Raw genomic sequence first — 16004 nt, forward strand, 5'->3', positions numbered from 1 at the left:
TTTTTATACTTTTGTACTGTAGTTGTGAACCAAACCGTTTAAAATCAAAACCCCAAAAAAATCAAATGAAAGAAACTGGATATAAATCTAAGGTTGGTCTGGATTATCTTGGAATTAAGGAGGCGAAAGAGGTGCTTTGGAACCTTGCCCCTGCAGAGCTTGTGGAAGAGGCAGTTAAAAATGGCGAAGGTGTGTTAACGGACACCGGCGCGTTAATGTGCGACACAGGCAAGTTTACCGGTCGTTCACCTAAAGACCGTTTTGTAGTAAAAGACGCTAAAACAGAGGATACTGTTTGGTGGGGTGATATAAACATTGCTTTCGACCCTGAAAAATTCGATCAGCTGCACGATAAGATGGTGCAGTTCCTGAAAGACAAAAAGCTTTATGTGCGCGACGCCTATGCAGGTGCACACCCTGACTACCGTCTTAACCTGCGCATCGTGAACACACAGGCATGGCAGAACCTTTTCTGCAACAACATGTTCCTGCGCCTTACCAACGAAGAGATAGACAACCACAACCCGGAGTTCACAATTATCTGTGCGCCTGAGTTTGAGGCTGACCCTGAAGTAGACGGCACACGCCAGTCAAACTTCGCTATCATCAACTTCACTAAAAACATGATCCTGATCGGCGGCACAGGCTATGCCGGCGAAATGAAGAAAGGTATCTTCGGTGTACTAAACTACATCCTGCCTCAGGAGCGTAACACGTTGTCTATGCACTGCTCTGCCAACGTAGGCAAAGACGGCGACACCGCCATTTTCTTCGGCCTTTCAGGCACAGGCAAAACCACACTTTCTGCAGACCCTAACCGTGGCCTGATCGGTGACGACGAGCACGGCTGGACAGCAGACAGCGTGTTTAACTTTGAAGGCGGCTGCTATGCCAAGGTTATCGACCTTACACGCGAGAAAGAGCCACAGATCTGGGATGCCATTAAGTTTGGCGCTATTGTGGAGAACACCCGCTTTGTAGAGGGCACGCGCACTGTAGATTACACAAACAACTCCGTAACAGAGAACACACGTACGGCCTACCCTATCTACCACATCGATAATGCCATCGAGCCATCTAGAGCCGATATCCCTAAGAATATCTTCTTCCTGACGGCAGATGCTTTCGGTGTATTGCCTCCGATCTCTAAGCTGAACTCCAGCCAGGCTATGTACCACTTCATTTCAGGTTATACTGCAAAGGTGGCCGGTACTGAGGTTGGCGTAACTGAGCCTCAGACAACATTCTCTGCCTGCTTTGGCGCGGCTTTCTTACCGTTGCACCCAACCAAGTATGCCGAAATGCTGGGCAAGAAAATGGAAGAGAATAACGTGAACGTGTGGCTGGTAAACACTGGCTGGACAGGTGGTCCTTATGGTGTAGGCTCTCGTATGAAGCTGCCTTACACGCGTGCCATGATCACGGCTGCCCTGAACGGAGAGCTTGACAACGTGAAGTATACCAAGCATCCGATCTTCGGTGTTGAGATGCCAAACACTTGCCCTAATGTGCCAGACGAGATCCTGAACCCTCGCAACACATGGGCCAATAAAGAAGAGTATGATGCAAAGGCAACAGACCTTGCTTCCAAATTCGTGAAAAACTTCCAGAAGTATGCAGACTATGCAAACGACGAAATCCTGGCAGGTGCTCCGAATGTAGAAGTAACGGCTTAAGTTGCTCTGCAGATCTAATTACAAAAAGCCTCTTTGCCTTGCGCAGAGAGGCTTTTTCTTTGAGCATTACCATGTGATCCAATACTTTCGTATATTGATAGGGCCGGCAGTAAATATGACTGAATGTACTGCCTTAACTTAAATACATTTGCGAAACATACACTTCTACAGCACAACAATTAAACCATACCTTAAAGTGCATTTATTCTATACCCCAGACATATCAAACGATACTTACACGCTCACAGAAGAGGAATCGAAGCACTGCACACGTGTTTTGCGTTTGCACCACGGCGATACGGTTTACCTGGTGGATGGTGTCGGCGGTTTGTACACGGCCATTATCCAGGATGCGAATAATAAAAAATGCAAGCTGCAGGTAATAGACAAACAAATAGAGTATGGGAAACTGCCATACTACTCGCACATCGCCGTAGCGCCTACCAAAAACATCGACAGGATCGAGTGGTTTGTTGAGAAAGCGGTTGAGATTGGTGTAAGTGAGATCACGTTTCTGCTTTGTGAGCATTCTGAGCGTAGGCAACTGCGCTTAGACAGGCTTGAGAAAATAGCCGTGAGTGCCATGAAGCAGTCACAGAAGGGGTATTTGCCTTTACTGAACGACCTTACCCCCTATCACAAGTTTATAAAAAGAACACTGCCTGGCTCTACCTTTATAGCCCACCTGGAGGATGATGCCACTAGAAGTATAAAAGACCATTACGTATTCGGACAGCCACATTGTATACTAATTGGGCCGGAAGGAGATTTTTCACCGGAAGAGATAAAGGCCGCGTATGATGCTGGTATAAAGCCTGTTACTTTGGGCAAGAGCAGATTGCGTACCGAAACGGCAGCCTTGGTGGCTTGCCATTCGTTAAATGTACTGCACGACCTTTTTGCGCCGTTATAGTATAAACAGACACACTACTCCTACTGCCTCATGCTGAAAAAACACATACTTATACTTGTAGCCATACTTTTTTGCTGGAGTACCGCCATAGCCCAGATGCACAGCTTCAGGATAGCGAAGCTGAAGTATAATGGTGGCGGCGACTGGTATGCGAACAAGACCTCCCTCCCAAACCTTATCAGGTTTTGCAATCAGAACCTGAACATGAACATTGCCCCGGAAGAGGCTGTGGTGGAAGTGGGCAGTCCAGAGCTTTTCGGATACCCGTTCGTGCACATGACGGGCCACGGCAATGTTGTTTTTTCGGAGGCGGAGGCGCAAAACCTGCGTAAGTACCTGTTAAGCGGTGGTTTCCTGCACATCGACGATAACTATGGTCTTGATAAATACATTCGGAAAGAGATGAAGAAGGTGTTTCCGGAGTATGAGTTTGTGGAGTTACCCTATGACCATCCGATCTACAGGCAGAAATTTAACTTTACGAGTGGCTTGCCAAAAATACATGAGCACGACAACAAACCACCTCAAGGCTTCGGGATAATCCATAAAGGCCGGTTAGTATGCTTTTATACTTACGAAACCGACCTGGGCAATGGCTGGGAGGACCAGGAAGTGCACAACGACCCGGAACATATACGCCAGCAGGCCCTGCGCATGGGGGCCAATATCATAACGTATGCCATAACGCACGGCGACGGACTGCAGTAAATTACTCAGTAGCCTGTTATCGCTTTATACAAAACACTCAAAAACCATAGCACTGCAAACATAATTCGCTATATTAGGTTTCCAAACTTAATATTCTGCTAATGCTTTTACATGCTATCTGGTCAGGTATAACATTACTGTTTGAAAGCAGGCCTAAAAAGAAACTAAGACGTGAAATCCTCTCCTATTACAAAAGTATCCCAGCACAGGATATAGATCCCCATAAAAAGGAAGCACTCGAATTTCTGTCTGATCACAAACTGCATGTTTTCCCTCATAACTTTATCAAAAAGTATAAAAGGAACCGGGTAGCGGTACATACTGATGAGGTTACAGGCTTGAAATACGTGCTGCATGATGGTAAAAGACTATACTTTAAGAGAAACTGGAGTGCGCGTAAGATCAGGCGTAACTATAATTTCCTTTTGCTGGAACAAGACCCACTTTCACCACACAGGTACCTTACGGATAGTTTTACAGTAAACCACGGGGATGTTGTAGTTGATGCCGGTGCTGCCGAAGGCAACTTCGCCCTAAGTATAATTGAAAAGGCAGAAAAGCTTTATCTCTTCGAAACGGACACAGAATGGATTGAAGCCTTAGAGGCGACCTTTAAACCATGGAGAAACAAGGTTGAGATAATTAACCGGTTTGTCAGCAATTTTAACGACGAGGAACACGTTTCGCTGGATCAGTTTTTCCAAAATAAAAGCAGCGTGGATTTTATAAAGGCGGATATTGAAGGCGCAGAGTCAGACTTCCTTCAAGGCAGCAGCTCCATCTTATCTGCTAACAAAAACCTGAAGATCGCCATCACCACTTACCATAAACAAAAAGATGAAGTGGAGCTGAACGCTGTGCTACAGAAGTATGGCTTCTCAACCTCGTTCACGAATGGCTACATGCTGTTTCCTCATTACGAGCCTCTAAAACCGCCATACTTCCGCCGAGGCTTGCTTAGAGCAACAAAGCAAAGCCAGTAGTAAGACGTATCAAAAAAGCGAGCAATATTGTGCCAATGAGGCTCTGAGAACTTCTTAAATCATTTTCGCCAATTACCTGAACTCCCCATTAAGGACTCAACAACTAACAGTTTAATCCTTTAAGGAAGGCAAATCGGATCACGGTTGTTAACTCAAGTTGCGATCTATCCAGGCAGGTGTAGAAACACCCCTGTGCCCCCCTCAAGAGCAGGGTCGTTTCATTCTAAGAAAAATTGTCCCCTTGAGGACAACCTAAAGCGTGAGCTTTAGAGTTGCGAGCAATGCTCTACAGGGGTGTAAAGCCAGTTGGAAGGGCCTTTCGTAAAAAGCTAACTCCCCTCAAGGGGAGAATTGATACCTTACTATATTAAAAGCCAAGGTGCAAATATTTAGAATGAAACGGCCCTGCTCTTGAGAGGGGCGCAGGGTGTGTTTCTACACCTGCCTGGTTTATCATACATAACAACCTGATTTAGTTATACTTCCTCCTAAAGATCTCGCTAAGTATAAAGGCGTCTTTAACCGTAGCAGGGTTACGCAGCATTCTGGCATAACGGCTTTCTGGCACATGCTGCTCCTGTGCGTAGGCTGTAAAAACAGGCTGGCGTCTTTCCTGGGCACGTTTCTGTGCTTCCTTTGCCTCTAATTTCTTCTCCCACGACAGGATCTTCGGGGCTGTATTCTCATAACTTTTATACTTTGGGGCAACCTCCTCGGCAATTATAACCGGCGGTAAGGTTTCCTTTACCTTCTCCTTTGCAGTTTCATACTCAGCCTTGGCTTTTTCAGCTTTGGGTTGCAACTCACGCAGAATATCCTCAAAAGAGGTGGCAGGCCTTTGGGGCTGTCTCGGATGGTTAGGCTGCCGCTGTTCTTCATCCTCCCGCTCATTCGGGGGCTGGAATGCCTTACGCCACTGCATAAAAAGGAAATATGCCACGGCGGCTAGTATGTAAAGTATAAACTGAATATCATCCATGATGCTGTGCTGGTAGCTTTATCAAATATATACTTTTATACGTGAATTAAAAACTGCAAACATTGCTTATTAAAGTTGGGGTCAGCGTGTAAACACGCCTTATTTTTATACTTCAAATGATAAAATGGAACCGTTAATTAAGAAAATTACCTTACTTTTGAAGTTAGAACAGAAGAGATTCCGCGAACGCGAATGCAAGTATCAAGATTAGAAATTAAGGGATTCAAGAGTTTCGGTGACCGTGTTGTGATCAATTTCGACAACGGGATCACCGGCATTGTAGGTCCGAACGGCTGCGGCAAGTCTAATATCGTAGATGCCATACGCTGGGTACTGGGTGAGCAGAAAACACGTAACCTCCGCTCCGACAAGATGGAAAACGTGATCTTTAACGGCTCTAAAACCCGCAAGCCAACTCAGATGGCGGAGGTATCCATCACCTTCGACAATAACCGTGGCATACTGCCAACAGAGTATTCACAAGTAACCGTAACCCGAAAGTATTTCCGAAACGGCGACAGCGAGTACATGCTCAATGGAGTTACCTGCCGCTTAAAGGATATCAATGAGTTGTTCCTAGACACAGGTATCGGCTCCGACAGCTATGCCATTATAGAATTGAAGATGGTGGATGAGATCCTGAACGACAAGGAGAACTCCCGCCGCCTGTTATTTGAGGAGGCTGCCGGTATCTCCAAATTCAGGGTGCGTAAAAAGCAAACGCTTAAAAAACTGGAGGAAACGGACGCCGACCTGGAACGTGTGGAGGATGTTCTATTCGAGATCGGGAAGAATATGAAAACACTGGAAAGGCAAGCCAGACAAGCCATTAAGTATTTCCAGTTAAAGGAAGACTACAAGAAACATAGCCTTGAATATGCACGTCGCAACATCTCGCAATACCAAAACACCCTGGAGCGCCTGCAGCAGGACGTGCAAAATGAAACCGAGCTGAAAGAAGGCTATGTAATGGCCGTAACAGAGGCTGAAGACGCCATTGCAGACCAGAAAGAAGAGCTGAACCGAACGCAGCAGGAGCTGGTCGAAAGCCAGAAAACCATGCAGATGCAAACGGCAAAGCTGCGCCAGCTGGAAAACGACATTAAGCTGAAGGCAGAGCGTAGCAATTTCCTGAAAGAGCGCATGCAGCAACTGCGCCAGCAAATTGGCCAAGACTCAGCTAACCTGGAACATACCCAGCAAAGCATCCTGGAGTTGAGGGATGAGTTACTGGAAGTGCAGGAAATGTACGCAGACTCGGAAGAGCAAATGGCAGCCGTAAAAGAGCAGTTGCAGGAAGCCAACGAGCAAAAAACAGAATTGCAGGAATCCTATCAGGCACTTGTACAAAAGCATAAGAACAAGCAAAACGAAGTATACCAGCTCAGCAAGTCACTGGAGATTGGTCAGGTCCAGATACAGAATATCAACCAGGAACTGGAACGCCTTCAGAGTCAGCAGTTGAATGCTGATGAAGATGGCCGCTTACTTCAGGAACAGCTGCAGGATGCACAACAGGTACTGGAAGAGAATACTTCGGAACTGGTAAGGCTGCAAGCCCATGAGGAAACGCTGTCCCAGCAGATAGAAACAACAGAAAACACCATTGAGGCGCTGAAGAATGAGCTCGTTGAGCTTAACAGAACCCTGGACTCAAGGCAAAACCAGTACAACCTCACCAAATCGCTGGTAGAGAACATGGAAGGTTTCCCGGAGGCGATCAAGTTCCTGAGCAAGTCTGACAGCTGGGCCAAACCAGCCCCTCTCCTGTCCGATATACTTGCGTGTGAGCCTGAGTATAAACCTCTTATTGAGAGTTACCTGGAGCAATACATGAACTACTTTGTAGTGGATGAGCTGCAGGATGCCATTGAGGCTGTAAACCTTCTTAAAACCGAAAACAAAGGCCGCGCAAATTTCATTATACTTTCTGAGATAGAGGAACTGGAGCCAACTGCTACCTTTAGCGAAGGTAAACTTAAGGCAGCCTACGAGGTGGTTACCGCTGATAAAAAGTATAGCAGCCTGATGAAGTATATGCTGCGAAACGTGTACATCAGCGACGACTCTGAAGATGAGCTTTACGGCAGCGATTACAAGACTATTATACTAAAGGATGGCAGCGCGATCCGGAAGCCTTTGAGTCTGTCCGGAGGTTCGGTTGGTGTATTTGATGGTAACCGCCTGGGTCGCAAGCAGAACCTGGAGAAGCTGGAAACAGAAGTTGCTGCCCTACAGGAACAAGTAGAGTTGCTGCAAAGCCGCATCAATACGCAAAACCAGATCCTGCAGAATCATCGCAACGAGTCTAAGAAAGAAACCATCAGGCAACTGGAGAAAGATATTGCCAAAATGCAGCAAGACCTGCTTACGGTGCGCATCAAGTATGAGCAGTACCAGCAAAACCTGAAGAATTTCGATCAGAAGCGTGACGAATTGCATGAGCGACTTGCCGAATTGCGCGAGCAAAGCCTGGAGGTATCTCCGCAGGCCGAGGCCGACATGCAGGAGCTAAAGCAACTGGAAGAAGAGATTGCCCGTTTTGCCCAGCAACTGGAACAACATCAGGAGCAGATCACGGTTATTTCTGGAAGCTATAACCAGGAAAATATACAGTTCCACCAGCTTAAGAACAGGTTTAACTCCTTACAACAGGAAATCGGTTACAAGCAAAAGTCTGTCGAGACAAACCAGGAGCGCATCAATAATTTAAAAAGCGAGCTTGCCAGAGCCGAAGAAGAAACTGTAGAATCTACAGCCTTTATGGAGGAGAACGAGGCCATTGTGCAGACGATGACCGAGGCACGCTATGAGTTTGGGCAGCAGCTGGAAGAAATTGAGAAGAAGTATTTCAGCCTGCGTGGTGAGCTGGATGAGAAAGAAAAAACCATCCGTGACCTACAGCGCAGACGCCAAAACTCCGATGAGCTGTTAATGCGCATGCAACAGACCATGAACGATACCAAAATAAAACTGGTGTCTATTCAGGAACGCCTGGCTGCCGAGTTTAACATCTCCACAGAAGAATTTGCCGCTGCCCCACCAGAGACAGATGAGTTGATTCCGTTAACGGACGATGAACTAAACGGGCACATTGCTTCTGTTAAGTCTGCTTTAGACAAAATGGGACCGGTAAATGCCATGGCAGCGGAGGCTTACGCTGAGATCGAAGAGCGCAATAAGTTCATCACTGAGCAACGCGACGACCTGGTAAATGCCAAGAACACCCTCATCGATACCATTAATGAGATAGACACGGTGGCGAAGGAGAAATTCATGGAGTCGTTTGAGCAGATCAAAGAGAACTTCAAGAATGTGTTCCGCAGCCTGTTTACCGAAGAAGACAACTGCGACCTGGTAGTTTCTGACCCGAAAAACCCGCTTGAGTCTAAGATCGAGATCATGGCTCAGCCAAAAGGCAAACGTCCGCTCACGATCAATCAGCTTTCGGGTGGTGAGAAAACGCTTACGGCTATATCGCTTCTGTTTGCGATCTACCTTCTTAAGCCAGCACCGTTCTGTATCTTCGATGAGGTTGACGCGCCTTTGGATGATGCCAACATTGACAAGTTCAATAACATTATCCGCAAGTTCTCAGGCGACTCGCAGTTTATAGTGGTTACGCACAACAAGCGCACCATGGCCTCTACCGACGTAATGTATGGCATTACCATGATAGAGGCCGGTATTTCCAGAGTAATACCAGTAGATCTGCGCCAGATCGCGTAACCTGCATACTAAAAGATCAAAAGAGGGAACCGCAAGTTTTGTGGCTCCCTCTTTTTTTGTTAATGTGTTTGGATCAGAGTTTTCTGAATTAGTGGGTGTGTTTACACCTGCTTGATTTATATATCGCAACTTGAGTTAAGTAAATTGCTGGGACTTTTTTTTCCAGATACGATTGACACACCCCTACCCCTCTCTTTGAAGAGGGCCCCTACCCCCAGAGGGGAATTTACACTGCCTGGCCCCCACTTAATCCCCAGGGCCGTTTCATTCTACTATTTTCTGGCGCGAATATCCAGATTCGTGACTAACAGATAATGTTGAGTCTCCGACTCAACTGGCTTGGAAAGCCAAATAAGCGCTTTGAGTTCAAGACAACTTACAACCAAAGCAGGTATTTTATTAGAATGAAACGGCCCTGCCTTAACCCCTACTTGTCAAAGGCTACGCTTACGACACAAATTTACTTTCGCTGTTATTTCTGCCGCGAGTTTTCAACTCGTGGCTAATTATATGGCAAGCTTTCAGCTTGCGTAGGTATGCAAAGTATAAAAAGCGACTCACGCAAGCTGAAAGCTTGCCCACATGGACAACCACGAGTTGAAAACTCGCGGTATACAGAGTATGTTATACTTGTGTCTTAACAGAAGCCTTTGACAAGGAGGGGATAAAGAAGAGGTTTGACCCAATGCCTGAGATTTAAGGCAGCAGCTCTTTCGGAATTGCAATCCGAAAGCAAACTAATGTCAGGATTTATAATCCACTTTATCATCAGTTTCGCTTTAGCATTGCTTCGAGGAGTTAAGTCGGATTACAAATCCCGAAGAGCAAAAAGCGTGGACAAGGAGTTTAGAATTAGCTTTATATAATTCTTAAATTGACGAAATTGTGTCGTGGACTGTTCCTACGAGTTTTAATTTTTTTAGAATGGATGGGTGGTCTTGCCAAGATTACAAAAGTATAAAAAGTCTTATCCTTCTATCTCCTTTAGCACTTTCTTTGGCAACTTAGCCTTAACCAGTTCATAAGACTGCTTAACATAAGATTTCCACTCAGAATCACTTAAAATACCCCACTCCTGTACACTAACCCATTTGTTACGAGCCATGTATGGCGCAGGTACGATACCCGGCATCGATACCAGCTTATCAAACTGCTCATCCAGCACTTTAAACGATACAGCATGTGGTGGATCTATACTTGTAACACAGAACATTTTAGCGCCTACCAAAAAGCATAGGTCAGCTCCCCATTTTATGTCCTCAGTAGTCCCTTTTAGGCTCAGACAAAGATCACGTAGCTCCTCAATATTCATCTCTTAAGTATGCTGATTTTGTAGTGTGTCAATCGTATAGTATGAGTCTGTTTAATGATTGTTTAATCCTACTCGGCTAACCTTTATGCAGGTCTTCAACTGCAAGTATAAAATGCTAATGCTTTTCAATTATTGGTGAAAACACCAACTGTGGCAGGTTCATACTTTTATAACAAAACAATAGACAAGGGCACTGGTAATTAACTCATTACCACATTACACCCTACCTAACCCCCAACTCAGGGTATTTGGCAGTTTTAGTTCTGTAAAAATCCATGATCGCTTCAATGTCAGCCTCTACGTCGCCGGTAGGTATAAACGCAGGACCAACGCCAGCCTCTTTTTTCGCGTAATCCAGGTAACCAAGTACAATAGGAACACCTGCTCCCAGTGCAACATAGTAGAAACCGCGCCTCCAGCGGGGCTGGTATTTACGCGTACCTTCCGGAGTTACAAGCACGCACATATCACCGGGTGTTTCCTCAAATATCCGTATCATGGCGTCCACCATTTTGGTATTTTTGGATCGATCAATAGGCAAGGCACCCATGGCTTTTAGAATACCACCGAACGGAAAGCCCATGAACTCTTTTTTGATGGTAAAACGAATGGGGGCATCCATGAGGTAAAAAGCGGCGCGGGCAAATATAAAGTCCCAGTTACTGGTGTGTGGTGCAGCCACCATTACGCACCTGCGAAGTTCAGGGGCTAAAGTACCATTAAGTTTCCAGCCGGCAACTTTAAAGAGCAGTTTAGAGAGTAATTTTCCTAGCATGTAAATATTTGAGTGTTTTGCCCGGGCAAAGGTACAGCCATTGAGCGACAAAACGCATAATTACATACAATTTACCATACTTACAAAGCCCTTTTGATTACGTGGGCTTTTTTACGCAATAAATAAGCCTGAATCCCCACCCCGATCAAAGGCCCGATAGAAGTATACTTTCTATCCCGCAGCACCTGCTGAAAATACCGGACGCTAAGCGTAGGTTCTATTGAAAACTTTTCGTTGAAAAAGTATGCGTAACCAACACCAACAGTTCCTTCTAGTAAGTTAAATTTATCGCTTTTTGAAAAATTAAGAAGGCCGGGCGCAATTGATATTTCACCAAAAATGCCGTTATCCAGGTAATACCTCGTAAATGGCCCAAGCAGCATAAAGGTACGGTTGTCAGGAAGTTCCATCTCGTCCGTCTCAATCTTCTGACTACCATAATCCAATGTCATCACCAGCCCCACTACCCAGTCATGTCTGACGAAGTAACCGTTCTTGGCATTTAAGATTACATTGATATTGGTGCCATTCAGGGTTTGGGGCGCCGCAGAGATCTGATCGGTGGTTTTATAGGCAGATGCATTAAGGGTGCCACCCAATAAAATTGAGCCCTGTTTTACTTTTGCTTTTATTAAAAAGCTTTCGTTTTCTTGTGCTATGGAAATGAAGGGAAGAAAAAAGAGCAGTAATAAAATTTTACGCATAGTATAAGGGTTTTAGGACATACTACCCCTATTCTACGTAATTTTACCTTTATAAAGTTGAATATATTCCATAAAAATATGTTTTAACTTGAATATTATGTTTAAGCACTAATGTTTATTCATCAATTGCTTAATGTTCCGCTCCAGTTTTAAAGTATACTCATACCCGATCCTAAAGAGTTCATCTGCTTTTCTGAAGTTGGTAAGCCTGTAGTATTTCAGTTCCGGAGGCTCAATTAGCAAGTCGCATAAGTGCATGCGCAGCTTCACATTGTTGTTTATCCCCAGCAGCAATGTCCGCTCCACCATGGATCTGAGCGTGGTGATCTGCGCCTGATGATTGATCGGGTTAACGTGTACCGCAATTTTAATATCACAGTTCGTATGCAGTGGCTCAACAGGCATGTTGTTTAGCAGCCCTCCATCGTTTAACAGCTTCCCGTTAAACTGAATAGGATGATAAAGTATAGGCACAGCCGACGAAGCCAGCAATGGCTTTATCAACTCGCCGGATGAAAAGTATGCCGTAACCCCTTCGTTCATTTCGGTAGCACTTACAACAACCGGCAGCCTGAGGTCTTCAAACCTGATGTCTGGTCCCAGGTGCCTGATGTATAATTTCTCCACCTCTTCCAGGTGCATGAAACCAGCCTTCCCAAACGCTGGCCTTACGATCTTGAAAATGCTCAGCTCCTTGATCAGTTTCAGTATCTGGTCGGGAGTGTAGCCGGCAGCGTAGAGCACACCCGCAATGGCACCCGAACTTACCCCCGAAATAATACTGATGGGAATGCCCATTTCGTCGAAAGCCTTGAGTACACCCAGGTGCGCTATGCCTCTTGCACCACCACCCGAAAGGGCCAGCCCAACCCGCATGCTACAGTTCGTTTAGGGAAAACGTATCTTTCAGCCTGATACCCTTGTCGGTATGCTGCACGGTGCAACACTCATGCACAGCATCATGCTCAAAGAATAGCACCATCTCTTCTGCGGCAGCCATATTCAGGAAAGCTGCTTTTTCTTCCAGCGTGATCAAAGGGCGCGTGTCGTACCCCATTACATAAGGCAACGGAATATGACCAGTTGATGGTAAAAGGTCAGCCATAAACACAACCTTACGTCCTTTATAATTAATGATTGGGAGCATCATCTTGTCGGTATGACCATCTGCGTAAAAGATATCAAACTGGTCGAAAGGTGAACCGTTGTCAGGCTCCGTAAAATTCAGATGGCCACTCTCCTGCATAGGCAGTATGTTCTCCTTCAGGAAAGAAGCTTTTTCGCGTGCATTCGGGTTTGTTGCCCAGTACCAATGGTCCCTATTAGACCAGTAGGTAGCATTCGGAAATGTAAGCTCCAGGGCACCATCTGCGTTTTTATACTTTACCCCACCCCCACAATGATCAAAATGCAGGTGTGTCAGGAAAACGTCCGTAATGTCTTCATGCGTAAAGCCAGCTTTTTTGAGGGAAGATGCAAGCGTAGCATCACCGTGCAGGTAGTAGTGACTGAAAAACTTGGCGTCCTGCTTGTCTCCTATCCCATTGTCTATCAGGATCAGCTTATTTCCGTCTTCAATAAGCAAACAGCGCATGGCCCAGGTACAAAGATTATTCTCATCGGCAGGGTTCGTGCGTTGCCAAAGTGTTTTAGGCACAACGCCAAACATTGCCCCGCCATCCAACTTAAAAAAACCTGTGTCAATTACGTATAGCTTCATAGAGTTATTTTGGTTAGAGAGTTTGTGAGTTGTACTTTATACTTTTTGCTTAGTTGTTTTTGTTAATGATAGATTTAGTAACATTACTGCGGTAAACCCTTACTAAACATCAAGCTGTCATTTCGAACTCCGGGATAAATCTGTAATCAAATCAAGATCCCGAAATATTCCAGATCTCTCCATTCTGTCGAGGTGACAAATGAAAAGTTGATATTAGTGTTCTTCACCTCCTGCTTACCAGCTAAATGTACTAAAACAAAAAGAGGCAGCAAAGCAATTTATACTTTACTACCTCTCTAACTTTATGCCTTTTTAACTTTCTAACTTTCCAACACCACTCCCATATTAGAGAATTTCTCAATGCGTTGCATAATACGTTCCTCAGCATCAACCGCCTCTAGTTCATCCAGCATTTTGACGATCTCTTTCTTGAGCGTCTGCATCATCTTCTCTGGCTCTGTATGTGCACCTCCAAGCGGCTCTTTTATAATACCATCGATCAGGTTGTGCTGCAGCATGTCAGTAGCGGTTAGCTTAAGGGCCTCAGCAGCCTGCTCTTTGTAGTTCCAGCTTCTCCAAAGTATAGACGAGCACGACTCTGGCGAAATAACCGAATACCAGGTATTCTCCAGCATCATCACACGGTCACCGATGGCAATGCCCAGCGCGCCACCAGATGCACCCTCTCCTATTATAATGCAGATCACCGGCACCTTCAGCATGAACATCTCTTTCAGGTTGCGGGCAATGGCTTCACCTTGTCCCCGCTCCTCTGCCTCAAGGCCTGGGAAAGCACCTGGTGTATCAATAAAGGTTACGATAGGCTTACCGAACTTCTCGGCCATTTTCATCAGACGTAGCGCCTTGCGGTATCCTTCCGGGTTGGCCATGCCAAAGTTGCGCATCTGGCGCTGTTTTGTATTACGTCCCTTTTGCTGACCAATAAACATCACGCTTCTACCGTTAACCTCTCCAAAGCCACCCACCATGGCTTTGTCGTCGCTTACAGTGCGGTCGCCGTGCAGTTCCACAAACTTGCTGGAAATACCGTTAATATAGTCTAAAGTATAAGGCCTGTCCGGGTGGCGCGACAATTGTACGCGCTGCCAGCGGGTCAGATTGGCATACGTTTCCTTTTTAAGGTTCTTGATTTTCTCTTCAAGCGCCTTTACTGCTTCCGATACATCAACCTGGCTCTCATCGGCCAGTTTTTTCATCTCCTGCAGTTTATTCTCTAAGGCGGCAATTGGCTGTTCGAAATCTAAAAGCATATTCTCTCGCTGTTTACAACTACAAATTTAACAGTTTACCCATATCATGGTAACGAAACATCAAATTTATGCATAGGCCAAAAAATAATTTTATTGAAAATGAAGCCTTTACAAAAAAACGTTAAAAATATAGCGTTAAAAAGATGCTTAACACTTGCACAATCAAAATTAACGCTATACTTTTGTATCACTTTAACGGACGAAGTTAAAGAAAAGACAAAAGGTCTGGTAGTTCAGTTGGTTAGAATGCCGCCCTGTCACGGCGGAGGTCGCGGGTTCGAGTCCCGTCCAGACCGCAGATTAAACCCCTGCGGTTAAATAGTAAGAGCAAAAGGCTCTACACATTTCAAAGTATTGGTCTGGTAGTTCAGTTGGTTAGAATGCCGCCCTGTCACGGCGGAGGTCGCGGGTTCGAGTCCCGTCCAGACCGCTCTCTCAAAGAGCCTGAGGATTTATTTCTTCAGGCTTTTTTTGTTTTTGTCTGAATCAGGATTTGCAGGATTCTTAAAGAGGGCCCCTCCCCCCAGGATGGACAGGATTACTTCTACTTGAGTGTATTTATAGGATTTAGGAGTGCGATATAAGATAAACCAGCCAGGTGTTAACACAACCCTGCGCTAAGGGCCGTTTCATTCTACTAATTTCTGGCGCGAATCTCCAGATTCGTGTCTATAAGTGAATGTTGAGTCTCCGACTCAACTGGGCCAGAGGGCCAAAATGCAGGCTAAGAGCATGACTGCTTATGGTTTTAATATAGAGCCTGTTTTGAATTTATTAAAATCTACTCTGTCTGCCCTTGCTGCGTGTTTCACCAGCAAGTATAGTAGCCAACGTCTTTTAATTGTTGGTGAAAAACACCAACCATGGCGAGGTCATACTTCTTAATTAAAACTCTAAACAGCTTCATAGTATTTAAAGTACTTAATATCCCTACTCTAGAGGGGAATTAGATGCACGAGCATCCCTCCTCTGGACAAGCCATTGCCAAGCGTGCTGTGCACCTGCATCGCACTACCAATAATTTTATATGTTATCTCCTCCAACTGCATCATCTAAACTTTAGTCTATAGCCCCATAAAAATAATACTCAAGTAGAAGTAATCCTGTCCATCCTGGGGGTAGGGGCCACTACTGTTCGAAACCTTACTTAGGTGACTAGTTTTTCCATTTTAGCTGGGTTGCCGCCACATATTAGCACAATCTGCTTTATTATTTCAGTGTCCAGTTCCTCTGT

12 protein-coding genes and 2 tRNA genes are annotated in these 16004 nt (G+C 45.3%); 7 read left to right on the forward strand and 7 right to left on the reverse strand.

The genetic code is table 11. The annotated features are described in order from the left end of the window. The first annotated feature begins 65 nt into the window (after positions 1-65). From pckA to AC4BAP_RS19190, 4 genes are all read left to right on the forward strand, one after another. The gene (pckA, locus tag AC4BAP_RS19175; RefSeq protein ID WP_490584297.1) at positions 66-1676 is read left to right on the forward strand and encodes a phosphoenolpyruvate carboxykinase (ATP); all 1611 of its coding nucleotides are present in this window, start codon (positions 66-68) and stop codon (positions 1674-1676) included. 148 nt (positions 1677-1824) lie between these two features. Further along, the gene (locus AC4BAP_RS19180; protein WP_490584298.1) at positions 1825-2589 is read left to right on the forward strand and encodes a 16S rRNA (uracil(1498)-N(3))-methyltransferase; all 765 of its coding nucleotides are present in this window, start codon (positions 1825-1827) and stop codon (positions 2587-2589) included. Positions 2590-2622: 33 nt separating this feature from the next. Continuing rightward, positions 2623-3297 carry a DUF4159 domain-containing protein gene (locus AC4BAP_RS19185; protein ID WP_490584308.1) on the forward strand — a complete coding sequence of 225 codons (675 nt, stop codon included), beginning with the start codon at positions 2623-2625 and terminating at the stop codon, positions 3295-3297. 101 nt (positions 3298-3398) lie between these two features. After that, entirely contained in the window at positions 3399-4280 is an 882-nt protein-coding gene (locus AC4BAP_RS19190; protein ID WP_490584299.1) for an FkbM family methyltransferase, read from the forward strand. A 472-nt stretch (positions 4281-4752) separates the two neighbouring features. On the opposite strand, the gene AC4BAP_RS19195 is transcribed toward AC4BAP_RS19190, so the two are convergent. Next, positions 4753-5259, reverse strand: a complete 507-nt coding sequence (locus AC4BAP_RS19195) for a hypothetical protein (protein ID WP_490584300.1) — start codon at positions 5257-5259, stop codon at positions 4753-4755. A gap of 192 nt (positions 5260-5451) precedes the next feature. Here AC4BAP_RS19195 and smc point away from each other — a divergent pair, with 192 nt between their 5' ends. Then, positions 5452-8988, forward strand: a complete 3537-nt coding sequence (gene smc, locus AC4BAP_RS19200) for a chromosome segregation protein SMC (protein WP_490584301.1) — start codon at positions 5452-5454, stop codon at positions 8986-8988. Between the two features lie 967 nt (positions 8989-9955). On the opposite strand, the gene AC4BAP_RS19205 is transcribed toward smc, so the two are convergent. The 6 genes from AC4BAP_RS19205 to AC4BAP_RS19230 all read right to left on the reverse strand — a co-directional run bounded on the left by AC4BAP_RS19205 (position 9956) and on the right by AC4BAP_RS19230 (position 14770). Next, entirely contained in the window at positions 9956-10300 is a 345-nt protein-coding gene (locus AC4BAP_RS19205; protein WP_490584302.1) for an MmcQ/YjbR family DNA-binding protein, read from the reverse strand. A gap of 223 nt (positions 10301-10523) precedes the next feature. Then, the gene (locus tag AC4BAP_RS19210; protein ID WP_490584303.1) at positions 10524-11075 is read right to left on the reverse strand and encodes a 1-acyl-sn-glycerol-3-phosphate acyltransferase; all 552 of its coding nucleotides are present in this window, start codon (positions 11073-11075) and stop codon (positions 10524-10526) included. Between the two features lie 80 nt (positions 11076-11155). Then, complete coding sequence (locus AC4BAP_RS19215; RefSeq protein ID WP_490584304.1) at positions 11156-11779, reverse strand: hypothetical protein; 624 nt, start codon at positions 11777-11779, stop codon at positions 11156-11158. Between the two features lie 108 nt (positions 11780-11887). Then, complete coding sequence (locus tag AC4BAP_RS19220) at positions 11888-12655, reverse strand: patatin-like phospholipase family protein (protein ID WP_490584305.1); 768 nt, start codon at positions 12653-12655, stop codon at positions 11888-11890. A gap of 1 nt (position 12656) precedes the next feature. Then, the gene (locus AC4BAP_RS19225) at positions 12657-13499 is read right to left on the reverse strand and encodes an MBL fold metallo-hydrolase (RefSeq protein ID WP_490584306.1); all 843 of its coding nucleotides are present in this window, start codon (positions 13497-13499) and stop codon (positions 12657-12659) included. Positions 13500-13819: 320 nt separating this feature from the next. After that, positions 13820-14770, reverse strand: coding sequence for an acetyl-CoA carboxylase carboxyltransferase subunit alpha (locus AC4BAP_RS19230; protein WP_490584307.1), 951 nt, complete (start codon positions 14768-14770; stop codon positions 13820-13822). A gap of 222 nt (positions 14771-14992) precedes the next feature. Between AC4BAP_RS19230 and AC4BAP_RS19235 the strand changes: the two genes are divergently transcribed. Together AC4BAP_RS19235 and AC4BAP_RS19240 are read left to right on the forward strand one after the other, a co-directional pair. Continuing rightward, positions 14993-15066: transfer RNA gene (locus AC4BAP_RS19235), tRNA-Asp, on the forward strand. 60 nt (positions 15067-15126) lie between these two features. Further along, positions 15127-15200 (forward strand) — tRNA-Asp (locus tag AC4BAP_RS19240). The last annotated feature ends 804 nt before the right edge of the window (positions 15201-16004 follow it).

The sequence above is a fragment of the Pontibacter sp. GD7 genome (genome assembly GCF_058216375.1).